The sequence below is a fragment of the Mycobacteroides sp. CBMA 271 genome (genome assembly GCF_009729205.1).
Taxonomy (GTDB): Bacteria; Actinomycetota; Actinomycetes; order Mycobacteriales; family Mycobacteriaceae; genus Mycobacterium.
Genome location: NZ_VTHB01000001.1, coordinates 302,028 through 321,916, shown reverse-complemented (window position 1 = coordinate 321,916; position 19,889 = coordinate 302,028). Strand labels below are relative to the sequence as shown.

At 63.0% G+C, this 19,889-nt stretch carries 22 protein-coding genes; 7 read left to right on the top strand and 15 right to left on the bottom strand.

Annotated elements, in window-relative coordinates:
- Positions 1-28 precede the first annotated feature (28 nt).
- On the top strand, positions 29-2,110 hold the full coding sequence (nrdE, locus tag FZI91_RS01550; RefSeq protein WP_239001780.1) for a class 1b ribonucleoside-diphosphate reductase subunit alpha: 2,082 nt from the start codon (positions 29-31) through the stop codon (positions 2,108-2,110).
- Between the two features lie 305 nt (positions 2,111-2,415).
- Here nrdE and FZI91_RS01545 read toward each other — a convergent pair whose 3' ends face one another.
- Together FZI91_RS01545 and FZI91_RS01540 are read right to left on the bottom strand one after the other, a co-directional pair.
- The gene (locus tag FZI91_RS01545) at positions 2,416-2,619 is read right to left on the bottom strand and encodes a cold-shock protein (RefSeq protein ID WP_078296271.1); all 204 of its coding nucleotides are present in this window, start codon (positions 2,617-2,619) and stop codon (positions 2,416-2,418) included.
- 188 nt (positions 2,620-2,807) lie between these two features.
- The gene (locus FZI91_RS01540; protein WP_155936937.1) at positions 2,808-3,200 is read right to left on the bottom strand and encodes a DUF5997 family protein; all 393 of its coding nucleotides are present in this window, start codon (positions 3,198-3,200) and stop codon (positions 2,808-2,810) included.
- A gap of 28 nt (positions 3,201-3,228) precedes the next feature.
- Between FZI91_RS01540 and FZI91_RS01535 the strand changes: the two genes are divergently transcribed.
- Entirely contained in the window at positions 3,229-3,942 is a 714-nt protein-coding gene (locus tag FZI91_RS01535; protein ID WP_162526110.1) for a LysR family substrate-binding domain-containing protein, read from the top strand.
- Positions 3,943-4,113: 171 nt separating this feature from the next.
- The gene (locus FZI91_RS01530) at positions 4,114-5,091 is read left to right on the top strand and encodes an oxygenase MpaB family protein (protein ID WP_155936936.1); all 978 of its coding nucleotides are present in this window, start codon (positions 4,114-4,116) and stop codon (positions 5,089-5,091) included.
- Between the two features lie 103 nt (positions 5,092-5,194).
- Here the strand turns inward: FZI91_RS01530 and FZI91_RS01525 are convergent, their stop codons facing one another.
- A complete protein-coding gene (locus FZI91_RS01525; protein ID WP_162526109.1) occupies positions 5,195-6,139 on the bottom strand; it encodes an alpha/beta fold hydrolase in 945 nt (314 codons plus the stop codon).
- Positions 6,140-6,395: 256 nt separating this feature from the next.
- On the opposite strand from FZI91_RS01525, the gene FZI91_RS01520 reads away from it, so the two are divergent.
- Positions 6,396-7,124: a maleylpyruvate isomerase family mycothiol-dependent enzyme gene (locus tag FZI91_RS01520; RefSeq protein ID WP_162526108.1), complete on the top strand. Its 729-nt coding sequence runs from the start codon at positions 6,396-6,398 to the stop codon at positions 7,122-7,124.
- Here the strand turns inward: FZI91_RS01520 and FZI91_RS01515 are convergent.
- From FZI91_RS01515 to FZI91_RS01505, 3 genes are all read right to left on the bottom strand, one after another.
- Positions 7,121-7,759, bottom strand: a complete 639-nt coding sequence (locus FZI91_RS01515) for a YoaK family protein (RefSeq protein WP_309224134.1) — start codon at positions 7,757-7,759, stop codon at positions 7,121-7,123. The genes FZI91_RS01520 and FZI91_RS01515 overlap by 4 nt on opposite strands.
- Before the next feature lie 88 nt (positions 7,760-7,847).
- A complete protein-coding gene (locus FZI91_RS01510; protein WP_162526107.1) occupies positions 7,848-9,041 on the bottom strand; it encodes an NAD(P)/FAD-dependent oxidoreductase in 1,194 nt (397 codons plus the stop codon).
- A 28-nt stretch (positions 9,042-9,069) separates the two neighbouring features.
- Positions 9,070-9,936: an SDR family oxidoreductase gene (locus FZI91_RS01505; protein ID WP_155936934.1), complete on the bottom strand. Its 867-nt coding sequence runs from the start codon at positions 9,934-9,936 to the stop codon at positions 9,070-9,072.
- Between the two features lie 174 nt (positions 9,937-10,110).
- Between FZI91_RS01505 and nrdF the strand changes: the two genes are divergently transcribed.
- Together nrdF and FZI91_RS01495 are read left to right on the top strand one after the other, a co-directional pair.
- Positions 10,111-11,085 (top strand): class 1b ribonucleoside-diphosphate reductase subunit beta, encoded by a 975-nt coding sequence (gene nrdF / locus FZI91_RS01500; RefSeq protein WP_162526106.1) that lies wholly within the window; start codon positions 10,111-10,113, stop codon positions 11,083-11,085.
- Between the two features lie 81 nt (positions 11,086-11,166).
- Positions 11,167-11,496, top strand: coding sequence for a DUF3349 domain-containing protein (locus FZI91_RS01495; protein WP_162526105.1), 330 nt, complete (start codon positions 11,167-11,169; stop codon positions 11,494-11,496).
- On the opposite strand, the gene FZI91_RS01490 is transcribed toward FZI91_RS01495, so the two are convergent.
- The 7 genes from FZI91_RS01490 to FZI91_RS01460 form a co-directional block, all read right to left on the bottom strand.
- Positions 11,497-12,036 carry a hypothetical protein gene (locus tag FZI91_RS01490; protein WP_155936931.1) on the bottom strand — a complete coding sequence of 180 codons (540 nt, stop codon included), beginning with the start codon at positions 12,034-12,036 and terminating at the stop codon, positions 11,497-11,499.
- Positions 12,037-12,045: 9 nt separating this feature from the next.
- Positions 12,046-13,497, bottom strand: a complete 1,452-nt coding sequence (locus tag FZI91_RS01485) for an LLM class flavin-dependent oxidoreductase (protein ID WP_155936930.1) — start codon at positions 13,495-13,497, stop codon at positions 12,046-12,048.
- A 139-nt stretch (positions 13,498-13,636) separates the two neighbouring features.
- The gene (locus tag FZI91_RS01480; protein WP_155936929.1) at positions 13,637-14,680 is read right to left on the bottom strand and encodes an NAD(P)-dependent alcohol dehydrogenase; all 1,044 of its coding nucleotides are present in this window, start codon (positions 14,678-14,680) and stop codon (positions 13,637-13,639) included.
- Positions 14,681-14,751: 71 nt separating this feature from the next.
- Positions 14,752-16,623, bottom strand: a complete 1,872-nt coding sequence (locus FZI91_RS01475; protein WP_162526136.1) for an ABC transporter ATP-binding protein/permease — start codon at positions 16,621-16,623, stop codon at positions 14,752-14,754.
- A gap of 81 nt (positions 16,624-16,704) precedes the next feature.
- Positions 16,705-17,178 (bottom strand): nitroreductase family deazaflavin-dependent oxidoreductase, encoded by a 474-nt coding sequence (locus FZI91_RS01470; protein ID WP_155936928.1) that lies wholly within the window; start codon positions 17,176-17,178, stop codon positions 16,705-16,707.
- Entirely contained in the window at positions 17,175-18,041 is an 867-nt protein-coding gene (locus FZI91_RS01465; protein WP_155936927.1) for a DMT family transporter, read from the bottom strand. The genes FZI91_RS01470 and FZI91_RS01465 overlap by 4 nt, the downstream gene beginning before the upstream one ends.
- Complete coding sequence (locus tag FZI91_RS01460; protein WP_155936926.1) at positions 18,038-18,607, bottom strand: TetR/AcrR family transcriptional regulator; 570 nt, start codon at positions 18,605-18,607, stop codon at positions 18,038-18,040. Before FZI91_RS01460 ends, FZI91_RS01465 begins: the two co-directional genes overlap by 4 nt.
- A gap of 37 nt (positions 18,608-18,644) precedes the next feature.
- Here FZI91_RS01460 and FZI91_RS01455 point away from each other — a divergent pair, with 37 nt between their 5' ends.
- The gene (locus FZI91_RS01455) at positions 18,645-19,055 is read left to right on the top strand and encodes a hypothetical protein (protein ID WP_155936925.1); all 411 of its coding nucleotides are present in this window, start codon (positions 18,645-18,647) and stop codon (positions 19,053-19,055) included.
- A gap of 36 nt (positions 19,056-19,091) precedes the next feature.
- Here the strand turns inward: FZI91_RS01455 and FZI91_RS01450 are convergent, their stop codons facing one another.
- Entirely contained in the window at positions 19,092-19,604 is a 513-nt protein-coding gene (locus tag FZI91_RS01450) for a nitroreductase/quinone reductase family protein (protein ID WP_162526104.1), read from the bottom strand.
- Entirely contained in the window at positions 19,601-19,879 is a 279-nt protein-coding gene (locus FZI91_RS01445) for a YciI family protein (protein ID WP_155936924.1), read from the bottom strand. Before FZI91_RS01445 ends, FZI91_RS01450 begins: the two co-directional genes overlap by 4 nt.
- Between the last annotated feature and the right edge of the window lie 10 nt (positions 19,880-19,889).

Below are 19,889 nucleotides of genomic sequence, written 5' to 3'. Positions count from 1 at the left end.
CGAGCTGGACTACCACGCGCTCAACGCCATGCTCAACCTGTATGACGCCGAGGGCAAGATCCAGTTCGAGGCGGATGTCGCGGCGGCGCGGCAGTACTTTCTGCAGCACGTCAACCAAAACACGGTCTTCTTCCACAACCAGGACGAGAAGCTCGACTACCTGATCGAGAAGGAGTACTACGAGCGCGAGGTGCTCGACCAGTACTCTCGGAACTTCGTCAAGTCACTGCTGGATCGCGCGTATGCCAAGAAGTTCCGGTTCCCGACGTTCCTGGGCGCGTTCAAGTACTACACCTCGTACACGCTGAAGACGTTCGACGGAAAGCGTTATCTGGAGCGTTTCGAGGATCGCGTCGTCATGGTGGCGCTCACCCTGGCATCGGGCGACATCGCGCTGGCCGAGAAGTTGGTCGACGAGATCATCGACGGGCGTTTCCAGCCGGCCACCCCAACCTTCCTCAACTCGGGCAAGAAGCAGCGCGGCGAGCCGGTGTCTTGCTTCCTGCTGCGCATCGAGGACAACATGGAGTCCATCGGGCGCTCCATCAACTCGGCCCTGCAGCTGTCTAAGCGCGGTGGCGGTGTTGCCTTGCTGCTCACCAACATTCGCGAGCATGGCGCGCCGATCAAGAACATCGAGAACCAGAGTTCGGGTGTCATCCCGATCATGAAGCTGCTGGAAGACTCGTTCTCCTACGCCAATCAGCTCGGTGCCCGCCAGGGGGCCGGGGCGGTGTACCTGCATGCGCACCACCCGGACATCTTCCGGTTTTTGGACACCAAGCGGGAGAACGCCGACGAGAAGATCCGCATCAAGACGCTGTCGCTAGGTGTGGTGATCCCGGACATCACCTTCGAGTTGGCCAAGAAGAACGAGGACATGTACCTGTTCTCGCCGTACGACGTCGAGCGCATCTATGGGGTGCCGTTCGCCGATATCAACGTCACCGAAAAGTATTACGAGATGGTCGATAACGGCCAGATCCGGAAGACGAAGATCAAGGCGCGCGAGTTCTTCCAGACCCTGGCCGAGCTGCAGTTCGAGTCGGGTTACCCGTACATCATGTACGAGGACACCGTGAATCGGGCCAATCCGATCGAGGGCAAGATCACCCACTCGAACCTGTGCTCGGAGATCCTGCAGGTATCGACGCCTTCGCTGTTCAACGATGATCTGTCGTATGCCAAGGTGGGCAAGGACATTTCGTGCAACCTGGGCTCGCTCAATATCGCTAAGACGATGGACTCGCCGGATTTCGCGCAGACCATCGAGGTGTCGATCCGCGCGCTGACCGCGGTGTCGGACCAGACGCATATCTGGTCGGTGCCGTCGATCGAGCAGGGTAACAACGATTCTCACGCCATCGGCCTGGGACAGATGAACCTGCACGGGTATCTGGCCCGTGAGCGGATCTTCTACGGTTCCGAAGAGGGTATCGACTTCACCAACATTTACTTCTACACCGTGCTGTACCACGCGTTGAAGGCATCGAACCGCATCTCCATCGAGCGGGGTACGAAGTTCGGTGGGTTCGAGAAGTCGAAGTACGCCAGTGGTGAGTTCTTCGACAAGTACACCGAGCAGGTGTGGGAGCCGAAGACCGAGCGGGTGCGCCAGCTCTTCGCCGATGCGGGGATTCGTATTCCGGCACAAGAGGATTGGCAGCGGCTGAAGGAGTCGGTGCAAGAGCACGGCATCTACAACCAGAACCTGCAGGCGGTACCGCCGACCGGATCGATCTCCTACATCAATTACTCGACGTCCTCGATTCACCCGGTAGCCTCGAAGATCGAAATCCGCAAGGAAGGCAAGATCGGCCGGGCGTACTACCCGGCGCCGTACCTGACCAACGACAACCTGGAGTACTACCAGGACGCGTACGAGATCGGCTACGAGAAGATCATCGACACCTATGCCGCGGCTACGCAGCATGTGGATCAGGGATTGTCGCTGACGCTGTTCTTCAAGGACACCGCGTCTACGCGCGACGTCAACAAGGCGCAGATCTACGCCTGGCGCAAGGGAATCAAGACGCTGTACTACATCCGGCTGCGGCAGATGGCGCTGGAAGGCACCGAAGTCGAGGGCTGCGTCAGCTGCATGCTGTAGGAGATTTCGAGGTGGAAGTGGGCCAGGGGAAACTTTCTCCTGGCCTGCTTCTTATCTAGGAGGAGAGATCTAGCCTCGTTTTGTGCTCGGTCGGCAGATTCTGGGCACACAGTTGGGTGAGAGTTGTTTTGTGCCATGACAGTTCGGAGACATCCAGACTGGAGCTACCACCGCATTCTGAATGCCTCTATAGCGGCATGAACCTATTTGTCTCCACCGGACGTAACCGGGAGATTTTAACCGGGCCTAACGATCTATGGGCCGACAAAAGATAGTCTTTTGCCGGCCCATAGATTTCGTCAAGATCAGATTGCGGTCACTCCGGTGGCCTGGGGGCCCTTGGCGCCCTGTCCTACCTCGAACTGAACGCGCTGGTTCTCCTCTAGCGAGCGAAAACCACCGCCCTGGATCTCGGAGTAGTGGACGAAGACGTCCGCACTGCCGTCATCGGGAGAGATGAAGCCGAAGCCCTTTTCCCCGTTGAACCATTTCACGGTTCCTTGCGTCATATTTCTTGTACTTCTTTCGTTTACTTTCGCGAATGCAGAACACATTCGCGGTACAGCCTACCTGGCCAATCCGTCGGATGATACTCATTGGCGCTAGTTCAGTGGACATCGCTGACTATGGGCTGTCTACCTGTGCAAACCCGGGGCGAGGGCTGCGCCCGCTGCATGCTGTTAGGGCGCGGGGCGCCTCAGGGGCGGTTCCCGCGAGCCTTTTCCGCATGTAGTGCCTTCAGGCGTCGCTGCTCGCTCAGCACCGCCTGGTAGCTCTCGCGTTCAGCGACCAGCCATTCCGGCTTGTCCTCGAGTAGCTGCTCGATCTGCTCGGTGGACAGCGGACCGTCAACGCCGCCGCGCGCGAGACCGGCGATCGAGACGCCTAGCTTGGCCGCCACGAGGTTCTTCGGGTGCGGCCCGGCCTTGCGCAAGTCCTTGAGCCACTGCGGCGGGTCTGCCTGCAGGGCGGCGAGCTCGGTGCGGGTGATCGGGTTCTCCTGGAACTCCGCAGGTGTCGCTTGCAAGTACACGTCCAGCTTCTTGGCCGCCGTGGCGGGTTTCATGGACTGCGCGTTCGGCCTGCTCATGGCACTAGCGTATCGGTAGCCTGAGGCGGTGACCCCGCTCTCCCTGACCCTCGGGTACGTCCCCGGCGGGACACCGGCGAAGTGGGCCCGGGTCTGGGCGGAGCGTCACCGCGAGATTCAACTGCAGTTGCACGCCGTCGCCGCGGCAGACGCGGTTGCCGCAGTGCGGGCGGGCACCGTCGATATGGCACTGCTCCGGCCACCGGCCGATACTTCTGGGCTGGCCGTCATTCCTCTCTACAACGAGACGACGGTGGCGGTGGTGCCGACCGATCACATTCTGAGTGCCGTCGACGCGATCGCCGCCGCGGACCTTGACGGCGAGTCGGTGCTGCTCCCACTCGATGATGTGCTCGGCTGGGCGGGCGCTCCCGGTGTTCCTGTCGATCACCGGCCCGAGACCACTGAGGATGCAATAGAACTGGTCGCCGCAGGGATCGGTGTGCTCATCGTTCCGCAGTCACTGGCGCGGCTGTATCACCGCAAGGACCTCACCTACCGCCCGATCACCGACGCGCCCACCTGTCCCGTCGCGCTCGCCTTCGCGGAAGGGCCGCAGCCGGAACTGGTCGAGGAGTTCATCGGTATTGTGCGGGGCCGCAAGGCCGACTCGTCGCGGGGACAGACCGAGCCGGTACCCAAACGCACCGCACGGGAGAAGACCCTCGCGAAGCAGGCCGCCCGCGCCGCGGCGGGCAAGGTCGCCCGCGAGCCGGGCCGGGCCAAGCGCGGCCGACGCTGACGTTCTCACGGACACCGCCTCTGCGCACGATGACAACAAGGCGCAGATCTGCTGCTGGGCAAGAGAATCAAGATGCTGTGTGCTAAACCTCTTGTAGTAAACCGATCGGTGTACTACGGTACTTGAAGGGAGGCCGGTTGATAGGTCTCATCGCTACGTGAGGACACGTCAATGGATGACGCCGAGCTGAATTCGCTATTGGGGCGGGGGAGTGCGACCCGCGAGATGCTGTCCGACCTGAGCACCGTGTACGCAGCGTTCCCTGCGTTCATCTATCCGGTCCTCAGTGCAAAGGGCGGCAAGGGCATCGATGACCACGATCGGATCGCCAAAGTCGCTGTGCGTGAACAGGTCAGGTTGGAGGATGTCATTGGACGTGCCCGGGACACTGTCGATCTAGCCCTTGGTGTGGTGTTTGCGGACGACGAGCGGGTGAAGGTGTCCGAGACCATCCGCGAGCTTCATCGCTTTATCCAGGGAGAGCTGGACGACGGTACCCGGTATCACGCGTGGGAGCGGGACCTCTGGAATTGGACCTGGGCGGCAATCGTGTTGCCGCTGATGGAGGTTCATGGTCAGCTCCGCGGCTGGCCGTCGCCCGTGGTGCGGCAGAAGGCCTACGAGGGGCTCTTGGCGATCGGGCACTTGTTCGGAGCTGACGATCTTCCGCGGAAGTACGACGATCTCCTCACGTATCGCGACGGCGCTTGGATGGAGAGCGTCGACCCGCATGCCTCACAAGCCACCCGCTTCCTGCTTGCCGAACTACGGGCACCCTCGTCATTTCGGGCAATGCCTTGGTTGCCGAATCCTGTACTGCGCGCGCTGAGTTGGCCGATCCGCCACCTCCTACGTGTCGGGCTTCTGATAGCCGCCACCGACGCCCTCAGTGACGCCATGGATATCCGACCGAGCTGGAAGGACAAGCTGGCCATCGCGATTCACCGAGGCGTCTGGAAGATACTTCCTGCAGCCATCACGCGCGGATGGATCGGCTGGTACATGGCTGCCCGAATTCGTTTCGGAAAGGTGCCGTGGCGCACCCACTACTCGCAAGATTCGCTCCAGCACTATCGAGACCAAATGCGCGATGCTCGCCAGTCAGGCGCGCCTGAACCAGCTCGGCCATCAGCCTTGTCCTTGCACTAATCAACAGGGCCAATGGCTTGCCTCGCTCCATCGGGACACTGCGCTTCCGCTATGGACACGCGCCCCGCATGCGCTGAGTCGTGTTCCGATGCGGGTGAAGGTGTTAGCCCTGTGCGGCTTGGATCGCTTCAGAAACCACCTGCGCGATCTCGCTGGGCGACTCGAGCATCGCAAGGTGACCGGCGCCGGCAAGTACCACATTGCGTTCGGGGCGCAGCCCTGTAGCGAGGCCGGCGCCTGCTCGAGGCGACAGGGCCCAGTTTGCGCTTCCCCAGATCATCGCTGTCCACGGCCACACCGCTGGACGCTGGAACTGATCCAGCTCGCTGTACCCCCGAATGTCGTGGAACAAGGCGAGTATCGGCCGCAGCCGGCCCGAGTCGGACCACTGTTTGGAGATCTCGCGATTGCGCCACGCGCTGCGGCGCATACCGATGATGCCCAACTGGGGGACCAGACTGAGCCATCCGAGAAAACGGGGCAGCTTCAATGGACCGAGGAGACGGCCCAAGTCGAAGCGATAGGCGAGTGGAACAAGCCGTCCCCAGGTGCCGCGGCGCGCGGTCTGCTCGGTAAGAGGGTTGACCAGCACCAGCGCGCCGATCCTGTCTGGACGCCGCATCGTTAGCGTCCACGAGAACGCCGCACCCATGCAGTTTCCTACGAGAATCACCTTGTTGTCGTCCGGGACTCGCTCGTCCAGAAGCGCCTCGAGGATATCGGTGTAGTCAATTCGCCGGAATCCGCTGCGCGGCGCGTCCGACTCCCCGTATCCGGGGAGGTCGACAGCAACGGTTCGGATGTTTGGTGGCAGCAGCTCGATGACCGCGTTCCATACCAGACGATTCGAGCCGCCGTTATGCAAAAACACAACGGTCGGGTCCGATGGTCTTGGCGTGCGTCGGTCGGAAACACTGACGACTAGTGGAGTGTCTCGCGGCTGCGGCGCTCCCGCTGCACGACCCCATTTAGGGAGATCGGGCTGGTCGGCGCGGAGATCCACGAATCGGATGTACCGAGTTTCGGTGACTGTTGGGCTCTCGGTCATTATTGGGCTCCTGGTAGTGCGTTGCGTCCGACCCGTCAGCTCGTGGTCAGACATTTTGCCGGTTCTTTATCGCGAGGCGGAGTCGACACAGCAGGCCTGGACGGTCCGAGCGGGCACTTACTAGCAACTCATTATTTATATCAACTGACATATCAGTCGGTCAATGATTGTGAGATGTATAAACCCGATCATCTGTCGCCGCAGACTCTGATCTCCGAACGTGGGTTCAGTGACTTCCGCATGCTGTAATAGCCGTGTGACACCCGATCAGTGGTTAGCGGCACTCCGTAGCGGGATGGCGTCCGTCGCCGCGACATCGCCAGAGCATCTGGACCGCGATGTGCCGCCGTGTCCGGGGTGGACGGTGCGCAGCGCTATCGCGCATGTCGGCAACGTGCATCGTTGGGCGGTCGGAGTCCTTGTCGGAGAAAAGGTTCCGTACGACGACAAGGACGCCCCGACGGGGAAGGCGGTCATCGATTGGTACTCGGGGCTCGCCGACAAGCTGGTCGCAGCGCTGGAGTCAGCCGACCTCGATGCACCCACCAAGTCGCCGTTCGGTGAGCGCCCGGTGCGGTTCTGGTATCGCCGCCAGGCTCAAGAAGTGGCGGTGCACCGCTGGGATATCGAGAGTGCCTACCGCGGCTGGGACTCCGACCCCATCGATACGGTTCTTGCGGCCGACGGCATCGCGGAGTGGTCCGAAGTCTTCGCGCCGAGGCGCATCGGCGCCGGGGGCACGCCGGAGTACCTTCGAGGAACGCGAATACTCCTGAACGCCAACGACAGTGGAGACTCGTGGCTACTGCGCGCGGATGCGGATGGCATCGGCATCGTGGAGGAAGACGCCGCGCCGGACGCGACCATCACAGCGTCCACTTCCGATCTGCTGCTCGCCGTGTGGCACCGCGTTCCCTTGTCCCGCGTGGCGGTCGACGGGAACGTTGACCGTGCCCAGCAGGTGTTCAATTTGGTGAAGATCTAGCCGCGGCTTTCGCTGAGCCACGCCAGCCCGGTGATGGCCAGCAGCACCCCGGCCGCCACCCACAGCGCGCTCAGCTGAAGCTGTTGGTAGACAAGGGCTCCGGTCGCGCCGCCGAGAGGCAAGGCCGCCCACAGCCGAAGATCGCGCAGCCACAGCCAGCGGGGCCCGCCGCACAGCGCATCGGCCAGCTGCTGGCCAACCCTGACCAGGATGCCCGTCACGAAGGTGATGCCAACCTTGACCTCGCTGACGCGCTGCAGCACCGCGTTGATGACCCCCGTGGCCAGCGCCGTCACCAGCAGCGGAGCCACACCGTCGGCCAATGCGTGAATCAGCCCGGCTGCGAACACAAGTGCCGACGCCGTGCAGAGTATCGCGAGCCGCCCGTCGCCGCGGCCGACCCGGCCGACGAGCGACCCGATGGTGACCCCGACCACGAACAGGCCGATGAGCCCGGCGGCCTTACCTGCGCTGGCCCACTGCTGCCCGGCCGCGGTGGCGGCCATCTGGGTCGTGTTGCCGCTCATGAATGAGACGAAGTACCCACCGAGGTAAAGGAATGCGATGGCATCGATGAACCCCGCCATCATGAGGATGGCGGTGGCCAACGCGGTGTCATACCGAGTGGAGTTCACGGCATCTCCTTAGTCGCCGACGCGCCCGTTTGTGGCGGACATCTGCGATACGAAACCGCCATGAGACGGCGTGTCGGCACAGAAGGGCCTAGTGCTTGTGGCTCGGCCCCTGCGCCTGCTTATAGAGCACCTTGAGTAGGTTCTCGCGGAATGTCGAGTTGTCCATCAGCTTGATGCCCTTATCGCACAGCCATGGATTGCCCAGCGCTTTATGCATCATCCGCCCGCGCCGATACTCGCGACCCCAGGCGTCGTACATGCGCTGCTCGAAGTTGGAGAAGTCCTCGGGGCCGTCGTTCTGCAAGGCGGCAACAGCGCATTCGCCTGCCACCAAACCGGATTCGAGCGCCTTGGAGATTCCCGCGCCGCTAACCGGCTTGCCCGCGCCTAGCGCGTCACCGACGAACAGCACCCCCGGGCGCCACGGCGGCCAGGACACGAAGCCCATTGGCAGCCGCCACGCGCGCACGCTCTTGTTTTTGCGCAGCTCGGCGACGTCGGGTAATTCCCATTGCGCCGGAAGCTTTTTCATGTACGCATCCAGCACGTCGGCGGCGTTGACGTCCTGCCAGTGCCGGTAGCTGTTCATGTAGCCGATGCCGACGTTGATCCGCCCGCCGCCGAGCGGGAACACCCAGCCGTAGCCGGGCAGGGCGTCCTGCTTGTGAAACAGCCGCAGGTCGATGTCGAGCATGTTTGAGTCTTCGCGATTGGCCGCCATCTCGGCACGGATGGCAATCGCGGTGTACCCCTTGACTTCCGAATCGATTTTCATCGCCCGTTTAAAGGGGGAGTAGGCGCCGTCGGCGACGATCACCGCGTCGGCGGAGATCTTCTCGCGAGATCCACTGGCGGTCTTGACCTCGACGCCCTTCACCAGGTCGCCGTCGCCGATCGGGCCTACCGCCTCCGTGGACTGGCGCACTTCGACGCCCGCCGATTCGGCGTGCTTGAGCAGCAGGGTGTCTAACTCCGGCCGGCGCACCACATGCCCGTGGTTGGGCATCCCGGGGCGACGGGGGAAAGTCAGCTCCCAGACGTTGCCGCTATCAACACGCACACCGTCGACCCGATGGAACTGCGCGACCTCATCGGCCAGGCCCATCTTCTGCAGGTAGCTCACCGCGCGTGCGGTCAGCCCGTCACCGCACGGCTTGTCCCGCGGGAACTCGGCCTTGTCGACGAGAACCACGCGGGCACCCGTGCGGGCGGCCTGCCAGGCCGCAGATGACCCCGCCGGGCCCCCGCCGACTACCGCGATGTCGTAGTGGTTCTCGCTCACAGGTCAAATAGTAGGGCCAGCCAGCGCTCTATTCCTGGTCGGGCTTAGTCACGCCGAGGCTTGACCCGGCGCGATTCTCGTATGCGCTGCGTGCACTGGTATCGAACTCGAGGAAGACACGATCGGTTCCGGTCTTTTTGCTCATGAACCGGCGGATGCCGGTAGGTAGGGAGTTGACGATCGTGGTGACGGCGCCGAGGGGCTTAGGGACGGTCAGCTGAACACGTGGCTTCTCGATGATGCGCACTACCGCATCGGCGATGTCCTCGGGTTCGACAGGCTTGTTGGCGCCGGTGGAATCGGTGCCCGCAATCAGCTCGGTGTTGGTGAAGGTCGGCAGCACCGCGCTGACCTGGACTCCCTGCGGTGCGAACTCGTCGCTCAGCGCGCGTGACAGGCCCACCACCCCGAACTTCGAGGCGTTGTAGACCGCCATGCCCGGTACCGCCATGAGTCCCGCGACGGAGGCGATGTTGATGATCTGGCCGCTGCGGCGGGCCACCATTTCGGGGAGGGCGAGCTGGCAACCGTTGATGACGCCGTACAGGTTGACCTCGAGCATCGATCGGATCGCACGGTCGCTGGTGGACAGGAAGGGGCCGATCGGCATGACGCCCGCGTTGTTGACGAGCACGTCGACCGGCCCGCCGGCGCTGGCGGCTTCGAGGAATCGCTTGAACGATGCGGGGTCGGTGACGTCGACCGGGTGGGCGTCGACGTTTCCTTCTTCCTTGAGTCCTTCGACCGCGGCCCCGAGCGCCTCGACATCACGGTCGCCGATCACCACGCGCGCCCCGCGGCGCAGCAGCGCGGTGGCGGTGGCGTAGCCGATACCGCGCGCGGCACCGGTGATGGCGATTGTTTTCCCGTTGATTTTGTCCCTGGATGAGCCCATGACCACGGACTTTACACGTGTCAAGTTTGTGTCACTAGGGATTCTCGCGAATCGGCTCGACACGCTTAACCACAACACGTTGTGTTGCGCTTTGTTGTCGTACCCCAGGGGTAGTGTCTCTGGAACAGTCAGCGAATCCCGCGAATCTGTTTGACGTTCTCCAGGAGTGATCTCGTGAGTGAAAAACTTAAGCTGGTCAGCCGCGTCTCGGCGATCAACTGGAACCGGGTTCCCGATGAGAAGGATGCCGAGGTCTGGGATCGGCTCACCGGTAACTTCTGGCTACCTGAAAAGGTGCCGGTATCCAACGACATCCCGTCGTGGAACACTCTCACCGATCACGAAAAGCAGTTGACCATGCGGGTTTTCACGGGCCTGACGCTGCTGGACACCATTCAGGGCACCGTCGGCGCGGTCAGCCTGATCCCCGATGCGATCACTCCGCACGAGGAAGCGGTGTACACCAACATCGCATTTATGGAGTCGGTGCACGCCAAGAGTTACAGCTCGATCTTCTCGACGCTGTGCTCCACGCGCGAGATCGACGATGCGTTCCGCTGGTCGGAGGAGAACTCGAACCTGCAACGCAAGGCCGAGATCGTCATGGAGTACTACCGGGGCGATGAGCCGCTCAAGCGCAAGGTTGCCTCGACCTTGCTGGAGAGCTTCCTGTTCTACTCGGGCTTCTATCTTCCGATGTACTGGTCGAGCCGGGCCAAACTCACCAACACTGCCGACATGATCAGGCTCATCATTCGCGACGAGGCGGTGCACGGGTACTACATCGGGTACAAGTACCAGCGAGGTCTGGAGCGGGTCGATGAGGCCAAGCGCGCCGAGCTCAAGGAATACACCTACGACCTGCTCTACGAGCTGTACGAGAACGAAACCGATTACACCGAAGATCTTTACGACGAGGTCGGGCTCACCGAGGACGTCAAGAAGTTCCTGCGATACAACGCCAACAAGGCCCTGATGAATCTGGGCTATGAGGCACTGTTCCCGCGCGAGGAGACCGACGTGAATCCGGCGATCCTGTCGGCGCTCTCGCCGAACGCCGACGAGAATCACGACTTCTTCTCGGGGTCGGGCTCCTCGTACGTCATCGGTAAGGCCGTCAACACCGAAGACGAGGACTGGGACTTCTAGCTCGTTCTCTACAAATGAACGGCCGGTGAACTGTGCTCGTGCCGTCTCGCGCCCGGCGCCCGGGCCGGGGACACTATGACCGTGACGAGCACATCGATTATCGGTTCGATCCTGTCCTGGCTGTCCGCGGGATACCCGGAGGGCGTTCCCCCCACGGATCGGTTCCCGCTGCTGGCGCTGCTGCGCCGCACGCTGACTGAAGACCAGGTCAAGGAAGTGGTCGCCAAGCTGACCGACCCCGCGTCACCCGCTCAGGTCGACGGTGTGGTGAGCCAGGACGAGATCGAGAAGTTCATCACCGATGTGACGAAGGATGATCCCACCGCTCAAGACATTTCGCGTGTGGCCTCGCGCCTGGCCGCGGGCGGCTGGCCACTTGCCGGTGTGGACTCCACCGCGCTCGACGCGTAATTAGAACGCCCAGTTGCGTTCTGGGCTCAGCACAAATCCGTGGGTCCCGACGACCTCTTCGTCAATGATGCACGCGGTGGTCGCGGAGTCGACCACCGCGCATCCGAGGGTGGCACCGGCGCATGGCGATTGCTGGCCGTCGTAGCAGATGTTCGGTCGTAGCGTGATGATGTGGTTGGTCGGCAGCGCGTGGATGCCCGCTGGATTCGTATGAACTGAGCTGGTCGATATCGTGGCCGGCGAATCATTGTGCCGCGCATGCCGACTCATGTCGAGCGCCGCGGATGTTGACCCGACCGCTGCGCCGGAACAGCTCACGCCAAAGTAGGGGTTTCGTCCGGCTGCCGTGCAGATCAATCCGCTTGGCGTGGTGAACTGGGTCGACGGGTAAATCAGGTACTGGCTCGCGTCGACGGTCGGGAGACCGCTGATATCGGGGAATCCCGGCGGTGGATCCGCAGCAACCGGTTGAGCGCCGATCAGGCCGGCGCACAAGGCGGCGACAGCGGCGCTAGCAACAAGACCCACCCCGTTTGTCATGCACGGAATCTACCTCCCGCGGGTGGGAACGGGCGCAGCAGAGCCCGAAGACGACGGCACGGTGGATGGTCGGTCGATGATTGTCGACAGCGGTCCACCGACCCGGTACTTGGCGCCGCGATGCTCGGTGGGCAGCCGATCACCGTTACCCAGCAGCTTGTGGCGCAATGTTCCTGGTGTGTAAGCATTTTGGTAGGCACCGCGCTCGGTCAGCACTGGGACCACGTGCTCGATGAAGTCCTCAAAGGTGCCGGGTGTGATCGCGTAGGCCAGGTTGAAGCCGTCGACATCGGTTTCCTCCACCCACTCCTGCAGAGTGTCGGCCACCTCGGTGCCCGAGCCGACGACGCGTGGCCCCATCCCGCCGATCTCACCCCACTCGGCGATATCGCGCACCGTCCATTCCCGACCGTCATCGGTGGCTGCTTGAAACGCCGCGACCGCCGACAGGATCGCGTTGGAGTCGACGTTTCCGATTGGCTCGTTCAGGCCGTAGCGGGCCAGGTCGATACCCATCCAGCCGGACATGAACACCAGCGCACCCTCGGCACTGCCGTAGCTCAGCAGTTCGGCGTGTTTGGCATGCGCCGCTTCCGAGTTCTCTCCGGTGATGACGGTGGTGAGGTTGAAGATCTTGGCGGAGTAGGGATCTCTCCCTGCCAACTCCAACTCGCGACGGATGGTGGTGACGGTCTGGCGTAGCAGCTCCTTGGTGGGGGCCGCGGTGAACACCGCCTCGGCGTTTTCCGCGGCGAAGCGCACCCCGCGCGGCGAGGACCCCGCCTGATAGATCACCGGAGTCCGCTGCGGTGACGGCTCCACCAGGTGCACGCCGGGCACACTGAAATGCGTTCCCTCATGGCCGATGTGGTGCACCTTGTCGGGATCGGTGAAGACACCGCGTGCGGTATCGCGGATAACGGCGTCGTCTTCCCAGGAGCCTTCCCACAGTTTGTAGAGCACCTCAAGGTACTCGTCGGCGTGGTCATACCGGGCGTCATGCGCGGGCTGGTCGGTCTGGCCCATGTTGCGTGCCGCGGCGGGCAGGTATCCGGTGACGACGTTCCAGCCGACGCGCCCGCCGGTGAGGTGATCGAGGGTAGATAGCCTGCGCGCGAATGGATATGGATGTTCGAATCCGGTGCCGGTGGTTACTCCGAAGCCGAGGTGCTCGGTCACTAGCGCCATCGCCGAGACCAGCAGCAGGGGATCGGCGACGGGGATCTGTGCGGCCTGGCGGATGGCTGCCTCGTCGCTGGCACCGTAGATGTCATAGGTGCCAAGCACATCGGCGATGAACAGGCCATCGAAGCGACCGCGTTCGAGAAGCTGGGCGAGATTGGTCCAGTAGGACAAATCCTTGTACCGCCAGGACTGGTCGTCGGGGTGCCGCCACAGGCCGGGGGATTGGTGCGCAACGCAATTCATATCGAATGCGTTGAAACGGATGACACGGCTCATCCCCTCAGCATTGGCGCCCTGGCGACATAAGTCACCGGTTGCACTCGGGATGAAACTTAGAGCGCCGTCAGCCTGCGGTGAGTGGGAATCTCACGAGGGATTCGAGCATATGTCTCGTGAGATTCCCACTCGACCGAAACTAAAGCGTCGCGGTGTCGATGACGAAGCGGTACCGCACATCGCTGGCGATCACACGCTCGTACGCCTCATTGATGTAGTTGGCGTCGATGACCTCGATCTCCGAGCCGATGTTGTGCTCGGCGCAGAAGTCAAGCATCTCTTGGGTTTCCGGAATCCCGCCGATGCCGGAACCGGACAGGCTGCGGCGACCGAACAACAGTGGGAACGCCGGAACCTCGATCGGGTTCTCCGGTGCACCCAGCTCCACCAGCGTCCCATCCACGTTGAGTAGACCCAAGTACTTGCCCATATCGAGATTGGCGGAGACGGTGTTGAGGATGAGATCGAAGCCGTAGCGCAGGGTCTTGAAGGTGGCCGGATCGGATGTGGCGTAGTAGTGGCTGGCGCCCAGGCTCATTCCGTCTTCGAGCTTCTTCAGCGACTGGCTGAGCACTGTGATCTCGGCGCCCATCGCTGCGCCCAGCTTGACAGCCATATGCCCGAGCCCGCCGAGACCGATGACGGCGACACGCTTGCCCGGACCGGCACCCCAGTGCCGCAGCGGGGAGTAGGTGGTGATGCCCGCACACAGCAGCGGCGCCGCCTTGTCCAGCGGCAGGCTGTCGGGGATGCGCAGCACGAAGTCCTCGTTGACGACGACGGCCTGGCTGTATCCACCCTGCGTCTGGGTGCCGTCACGGTCCTTGGCGCCGTAGGTGCCGACCATGCCGCCCCCGCTGCAGTACTGCTGCAGCCCGGCGAGGCACTGGGGACAGGTGCGGCACGACTCGACCATGCAGCCGACACCGGCGTGATCGCCGGGCTTGAACTTGGTGACTTCCGACCCGACCGCGGTGACCACGCCAGCGATCTCGTGACCTGGGACGATCGGGTAGTTGGCGCGTCCCCACTCGTCGCGGACGGTGTGGATGTCGGAGTGGCAGATGCCGGCGAACTTGATGTCGATGAAGACATCGTGCGGTCCGACTTCACGCCGCTCGATGGTGGTGGGGACTAGTGGTTCCTTGCCGGACGTGGCGGCATAGGCCGAGACGGTGACCATATATGCGTCCTTTTGAGATAGTTAACGAAGCTACCGATCTCAGGGTACTCGCCGTCCACGGCCTAGGCAGCTCAGACCTGCGACAGCGACCATTGCCCACCGCCGAGGAGCTCTAGTTTCTGTGTGTGATGCTGGTCGACCGTGCTGCGGTGGCTGACGCTGACGACGGTGCAGTCGGGCACCTCGGTGCGAATCAGGCGGTACAGCGCGAACTCCAGGCCCTCGTCGAGCGCCGAGGTGGATTCGTCCATGAAGACCACCTTGGGCTTGATCAGGACGATGCGCGCGAAGGCAACACGCTGCTGTTCGCCTGGCGAGAGCACCTTGATCCAGTCAGACTCCTCGGTGAGACGGTCCACGAGGTGCGCCAGGGAAACCTTCTCCAGGGTCTCGCGCAGTTCCTCGTCGGAGAAGGTGCCCGGCTCGGCGGGGTAAGTCAGCGCGTCGCGCAGATTCCCTAGGGGGATGTAGGGCAGCTGCGAGATGAACATGGTCTCGTGTTCGCCGCCGGGCCGGCTCCAATGCCCGTCCGCGTACGGCCATAGCTGTCCAAGCGAGCGCAGCAACGTGGTCTTACCGCTACCGGAAGAGCCCTTGATGACGAGGGCATCACCGGCACCTAGCTCCAGATTGACGTCATCGATGAGATTGTCGCCGTTGGGCTTTCGGACATAGATGTTTTCCAGTGAGATGCCGTGGTCTTGGTTGCCGGGGTCGAGCGACGGCAACTCCCGGGACTGGTCGTTCGCCTGGAGGAGCCCATCGAGACGATTTACTGTCGCTCGGTACGCAGCGAATCTGTCGTACGCGTTCCGGAAGAAGGACAGTTTGTCGTGGACTTGGCCGAAAGCGTTTGAGCTCTGACTGACGTCACCATACGTAATCTGGCCCGCGATAAGACGTGGGGCCTGGATCACGAGGCTGAAAATAGCGGCGGACTGAGAGACTGCGAAGTTCCAGCCAGTAAGTCCCATGGTGCGGTAGGTGATCTGCCAGAAGTTGGCGATGATGGCGTCAAATCGCCCCTTGAGCTGATGTGATTCCGCGCGTTCGCCGCGGTAGAGCGCGACACTCTCGGCAGTATCCCGCAACCGCACCAGCGCATAGCGGAACATGGCATTGAGCCGTTCGTTGAGGAAGAACCGGCGGATCAGCGGGCGTCCAACTCGGAAGGCAATGACCGATGCGACGATCACATAGATATACGTCAGAAAGACCAGCGCCCTGGGTATTTCGACGCCCAGCACTGTCAATGGTCCGGACAGGCCCCACAGGATGATGGTGAACGAGGGCAACGTGATGCACGCGTTCACCGCGCCGAATGCGAGATGCGTCGAGGTCTGTTGCAGGCTTTCCGGTGCTGTGGACATGGCGACAAAGTTGTTGATATCGGCCTGGATTCGCTGATCCGGGTTGTCGATGGTGTTGTCGATGAATCGCGACCGGTAGAACGCGCGATCGGACAGCCAATTGTGGGTTACCCGCTCGGTGAGCCAGACTCGCCACGGAATAATGAAGAGCTGCAACAGATAGAGGTCCAGGACCACTAGCCCGATGTTGATCGCGGCGAGGACACAGAACCTGATGACGTTGCTCCAGAAGAACGCCTTGGCGTCCGCCATGCCCTGTCCGTCGCGCGCCAGAGCTTGCACGATGAACTGGATTCCTTTGGACATGTCGTTGTAGTAGTAGGAGAACACCACTGTCAGCCGGACATCGGCGACCACGGCCAAAACGACGATTGCCAACCTGAGCCACGGGCTCAGGTGGTTGCGATCGGTGAAGTATTCGCCGGTGATACGCCAGAACTGCCGACCCCATTGGGTAAGCCTGGTGAGTGCGATCGCGATCAGGATGAAGCAGACCATGGTGAGTGGCCACACCCAGCTGATCCATACCAGCGAGCGCCAGATTTCGGTGCTCCAGTTCGTCGCAGTCGTGATCACGCATACCCTCCCGAGTTGTCACTATCCAGTTGCTCGCGGAGTGTACGGGTACGGGCTGAGCACGTCCTGGCAGCACTGCTACGAGGCGGGCGTGAACCTCACGAAAGGGATCATCCGGCCAACCTCGCGGAAGTCGGCGGCGGTGCCGTCGACCTCGAAGCCCATGATCTTGCACAGCCGCCGTGCCGCCTTGGGATGCCGCATGGCATACCGCTCCATGAGCGCCGCTCCCTCGTCGGAGGACAGCACGGTGGCGTGGGCGTCCAGACGCCGGTTGCCAATCTGAATGACGGCCTCGGGTGCCTTGCGGATGTTCTTGAACCAGTCGGCGGCGGTGCCGAATCCGGACGCCGCGAGGTAGTCGCCCTGCTCGCGGCCGACGACTTCCAGGACGGTTTGGCGCGGTTGGCCCGATATCCGCCCGGTATGCGTGAGCAGCATGAGCCGTTGGCCCACCAGGAATCCGAGGCCAGCGTGGTAGAGCTGGATGGGTAGGCGCCACAGCGTGCGCCGGAATCCACTGGGGGGATTGGGTTTCTGCAGGATTCTCATCGTTGTTCTCCACTCGGCGGGGAGTCGCGGCGAGAAGCCACTGCTACCACGATCGCAAGGATGCCGAAAAGCTCCGGTGTGCTGGGAATCTGGTGCATGACGAGGACGCCGATAGCGGTCGCGGTGAGCGGCAGCAGCGCCAAGAGCACCGCGAAGTAGCTGCGTCCGGCCCGCCGCAGGATCACCTGGTCGAGCCCGTAGGGGATGACGTTGGATAGCACGCCCATCAGCAGTCCCAGAATGAGGATGTGGGCCATGGGCACGTCGCCATGGATACCGGCCAGTCCGAGCACCAAGACCGGAGCGGTCACGATCGTGGCGACGGTAAATCCGACCGCCAGCGAGTCCGCCGGGTTTCCTTGTAGTGCAACGCGTTTTCCGAGGACGATGTATCCAGCCCAGAAGAGCGCGGCCAGCAGCGCGAAGGCCAGGCCGATCGGCTCGGCCGAGAGCTGCACATCGGCGATCAGAATCACCCCGATGAGCGCGGCCACTACTGAGAAGCCCTCGCGCGCGGAGCGAGAACCGATGGCGGCGATGGCGATAGGTCCTAGGAACTCGATGGCCACCGCGGTCCCCAGCGGCAATCGGTCGATGGCCAGGTAGAAGGACATGTTCATCAGCGCGGTGACCACCCCGAAGCCGCCCGCCCACCACAGCGCCCGGCCCCGCCACGCCGAACGTCCGGGACGCACAATGGCCAGGAGCACCACGGCGGCCCCGCATATCCGCAGCCAGGCCACGCTCGCCGGGTCGAGCCACCGGAACAAGCTGACACCCGCAGCGGCACCGATGTACAGCGAGGTCCCGCTGATCAGCATGAGCACCGGTGCGAGGAGCCTGTGGCGTGCGGGTTCAGTCATGGTGCCAGCAGTCGGTGAACCGCCTCCGCGAGCTCCTCGTCGAGCCAGCTCGGCAGGGACGGCATGTGTCGGCGTACCGCGGCATACGGCAAGTCCACCACGGCACGCGTCAACCGGTCGCGCGAGCGCGCGTCCGCGCGGCCGTAGATCGCCTTGGTGAGATTCCGCATCGCGGCGAACAGTGGCTCGTTCATCGCCTCCAGTCGTGAAGCGGCGTCGGCGCCCAGAACATCGGCGCTGCGTAGCGACAGCAGCAGCCGGGCATCGTCCGGATACGCGCGCGCGAACGCGGGCACCGAAAGCGCCAGTGCCACTGCTGTTTCAACAGGGTCGGCGGCGCAGCGTAGGGCGCCGAACGCATGCGCGTGGAATCGCTCGACCGCTCGCAGCCACGTCGCCGACAGGATGGCCTCGCGATTGCCAAAGCGGTGATTCAGCGTCCCCGGCGGGGCGCCGGAGGCGGTAGCGATGGCCGCGATGGTTGCGGCACGGGGGCCGCCGTCGAGCAGCAGGGACAGCACCGCATCAAGGATGTTATCGCTGGTGTGTTTGCGTCCGGGCGCCATCTGGAATATTCGTCCTAATTCTGGTAAACCTGGAGATATGGAACATTTATCCTATATTGATGAGCACGCAATCCGGATCGACGCGCCGCGTGCGCAGGTGTGGGAGAACCTGCGGCGCTACGCCGACGCGATGTTGCGATCCGCCGAGCGCAGTCCTCTCGGCGCCCTGTTGGGTACTCGGCCGCGCGCGGGATTCGCGGTCAACGAGGTCGAGCCCGGGCAGCACCTGAGCTTGGTCGGGAGGCACCGCTTCTCGCGTTACGAACTGGTCTTCGAGCTCGGCGAAACCAAGGACGGCGGTACGCAATTGCGTGCGCAAACGTACGCGGACTTTCCCGGATTGCGCGGTCGGATCTACCGAGCGCTGGTGATCGGAACCCGCGGACATGTGTTGGCCACCAATCACATTTTGCGTTCGGTGAAACGGCTGACCGTCGGGGTGGGTTAGTGCGCGGAGCGTGCATCGGCACCGGCGGCCCGAAATCTAGTCCGCGCGTTGCAGCGTGAAGACCCGGATCTCGCGGTCGGTACGACCCTTATAGGCCGCGTAGACGTGCAGCATCGCCTCGAAACGGCGGTAGTAGTCGTCGCGCTCGGGGCCCTGCACCAGGGTCGCGACCACGTCGATCTTCTGCCCGGCCAATGTCACCTTCGCGCGCGGATCGGCCAGCAGATTGGCAGTCCACGCCGGGTGCTTTTCCTGGCCGAAGTTGCTGCCCACCAGTGCGATTCGGTCACCATCGTGCAGGTACAGCAGCGGTGAAACTCGAGGCTGCCCCGACTTGCAGCCCGTGGTGGTGAGCAGCAGCGTCGACAGGCCCAAGGGGCCCAGCACGGTGTACCGGCTTCCCGTGCGCTCCATGACGGCCCGGTCCAGGGGCGTCAGCTTGCGGATGGTCCACGAACCCGGCTTCGTCGCGGCGAATTTGGCGGCGACCCGGGACAGTGCGCTGTCGGGATCGCCCCAACGATTATCGGGAAAACCTTTGTCGGTCACGGTATTCCCGCTGCTTTGAAGCTGACGTTGAACCCGGTGCGCGTGTACTCGGCGACACCGGCCGTGGTGTACGGGTCGACGGCAATCAAGGCCTCCGCCTCCTCGACACTGATGTCTCCGCTGATGAGAACGCCGCCGGTGGCGTGCTCGTTGCGACCCGCCAGGATCAGGCGTCCCGCTTCGATTTCGTCGGCGATCCAGGCGGCATGATCCGGTCGGACCTCATTGACGACGTCGAGCGGCTGGGTGTACGTGAGGCTCAGCACGTGGTGCATGCCGGGAGCG

Excerpts from the sequence above, each read along its gene's own strand:
- nrdE (WP_239001780.1), top strand. The coding sequence starts at position 29 with ATGCTCAACCTGTATGACGCCGAGGGCAAGATCCAGTTCGAGGCGGAT.
- FZI91_RS01545 (WP_078296271.1), bottom strand. The coding sequence starts at position 2,619 with ATGACGCAAGGAACCGTGAAATGGTTCAACGGGGAAAAGGGCTTCGGC.
- FZI91_RS01540 (WP_155936937.1), bottom strand. The coding sequence starts at position 3,200 with ATGAGCAGGCCGAACGCGCAGTCCATGAAACCCGCCACGGCGGCCAAG.
- FZI91_RS01530 (WP_155936936.1), top strand. The coding sequence starts at position 4,114 with ATGGATGACGCCGAGCTGAATTCGCTATTGGGGCGGGGGAGTGCGACC.
- FZI91_RS01525 (WP_162526109.1), bottom strand. The coding sequence starts at position 6,139 with ATGACCGAGAGCCCAACAGTCACCGAAACTCGGTACATCCGATTCGTG.
- FZI91_RS01505 (WP_155936934.1), bottom strand. The coding sequence starts at position 9,936 with ATGGGCTCATCCAGGGACAAAATCAACGGGAAAACAATCGCCATCACC.
- FZI91_RS01490 (WP_155936931.1), bottom strand. The coding sequence starts at position 12,036 with ATGACAAACGGGGTGGGTCTTGTTGCTAGCGCCGCTGTCGCCGCCTTG.
- FZI91_RS01485 (WP_155936930.1), bottom strand. The coding sequence starts at position 13,497 with ATGAGCCGTGTCATCCGTTTCAACGCATTCGATATGAATTGCGTTGCG.
- FZI91_RS01480 (WP_155936929.1), bottom strand. The coding sequence starts at position 14,680 with ATGGTCACCGTCTCGGCCTATGCCGCCACGTCCGGCAAGGAACCACTA.
- FZI91_RS01470 (WP_155936928.1), bottom strand. The coding sequence starts at position 17,178 with ATGAGAATCCTGCAGAAACCCAATCCCCCCAGTGGATTCCGGCGCACG.
- FZI91_RS01465 (WP_155936927.1), bottom strand. The coding sequence starts at position 18,041 with ATGACTGAACCCGCACGCCACAGGCTCCTCGCACCGGTGCTCATGCTG.
- FZI91_RS01460 (WP_155936926.1), bottom strand. The coding sequence starts at position 18,607 with ATGGCGCCCGGACGCAAACACACCAGCGATAACATCCTTGATGCGGTG.
- FZI91_RS01455 (WP_155936925.1), top strand. The coding sequence starts at position 18,645 with ATGGAACATTTATCCTATATTGATGAGCACGCAATCCGGATCGACGCG.
- FZI91_RS01445 (WP_155936924.1), bottom strand. The coding sequence starts at position 19,879 with ATGCACCACGTGCTGAGCCTCACGTACACCCAGCCGCTCGACGTCGTC.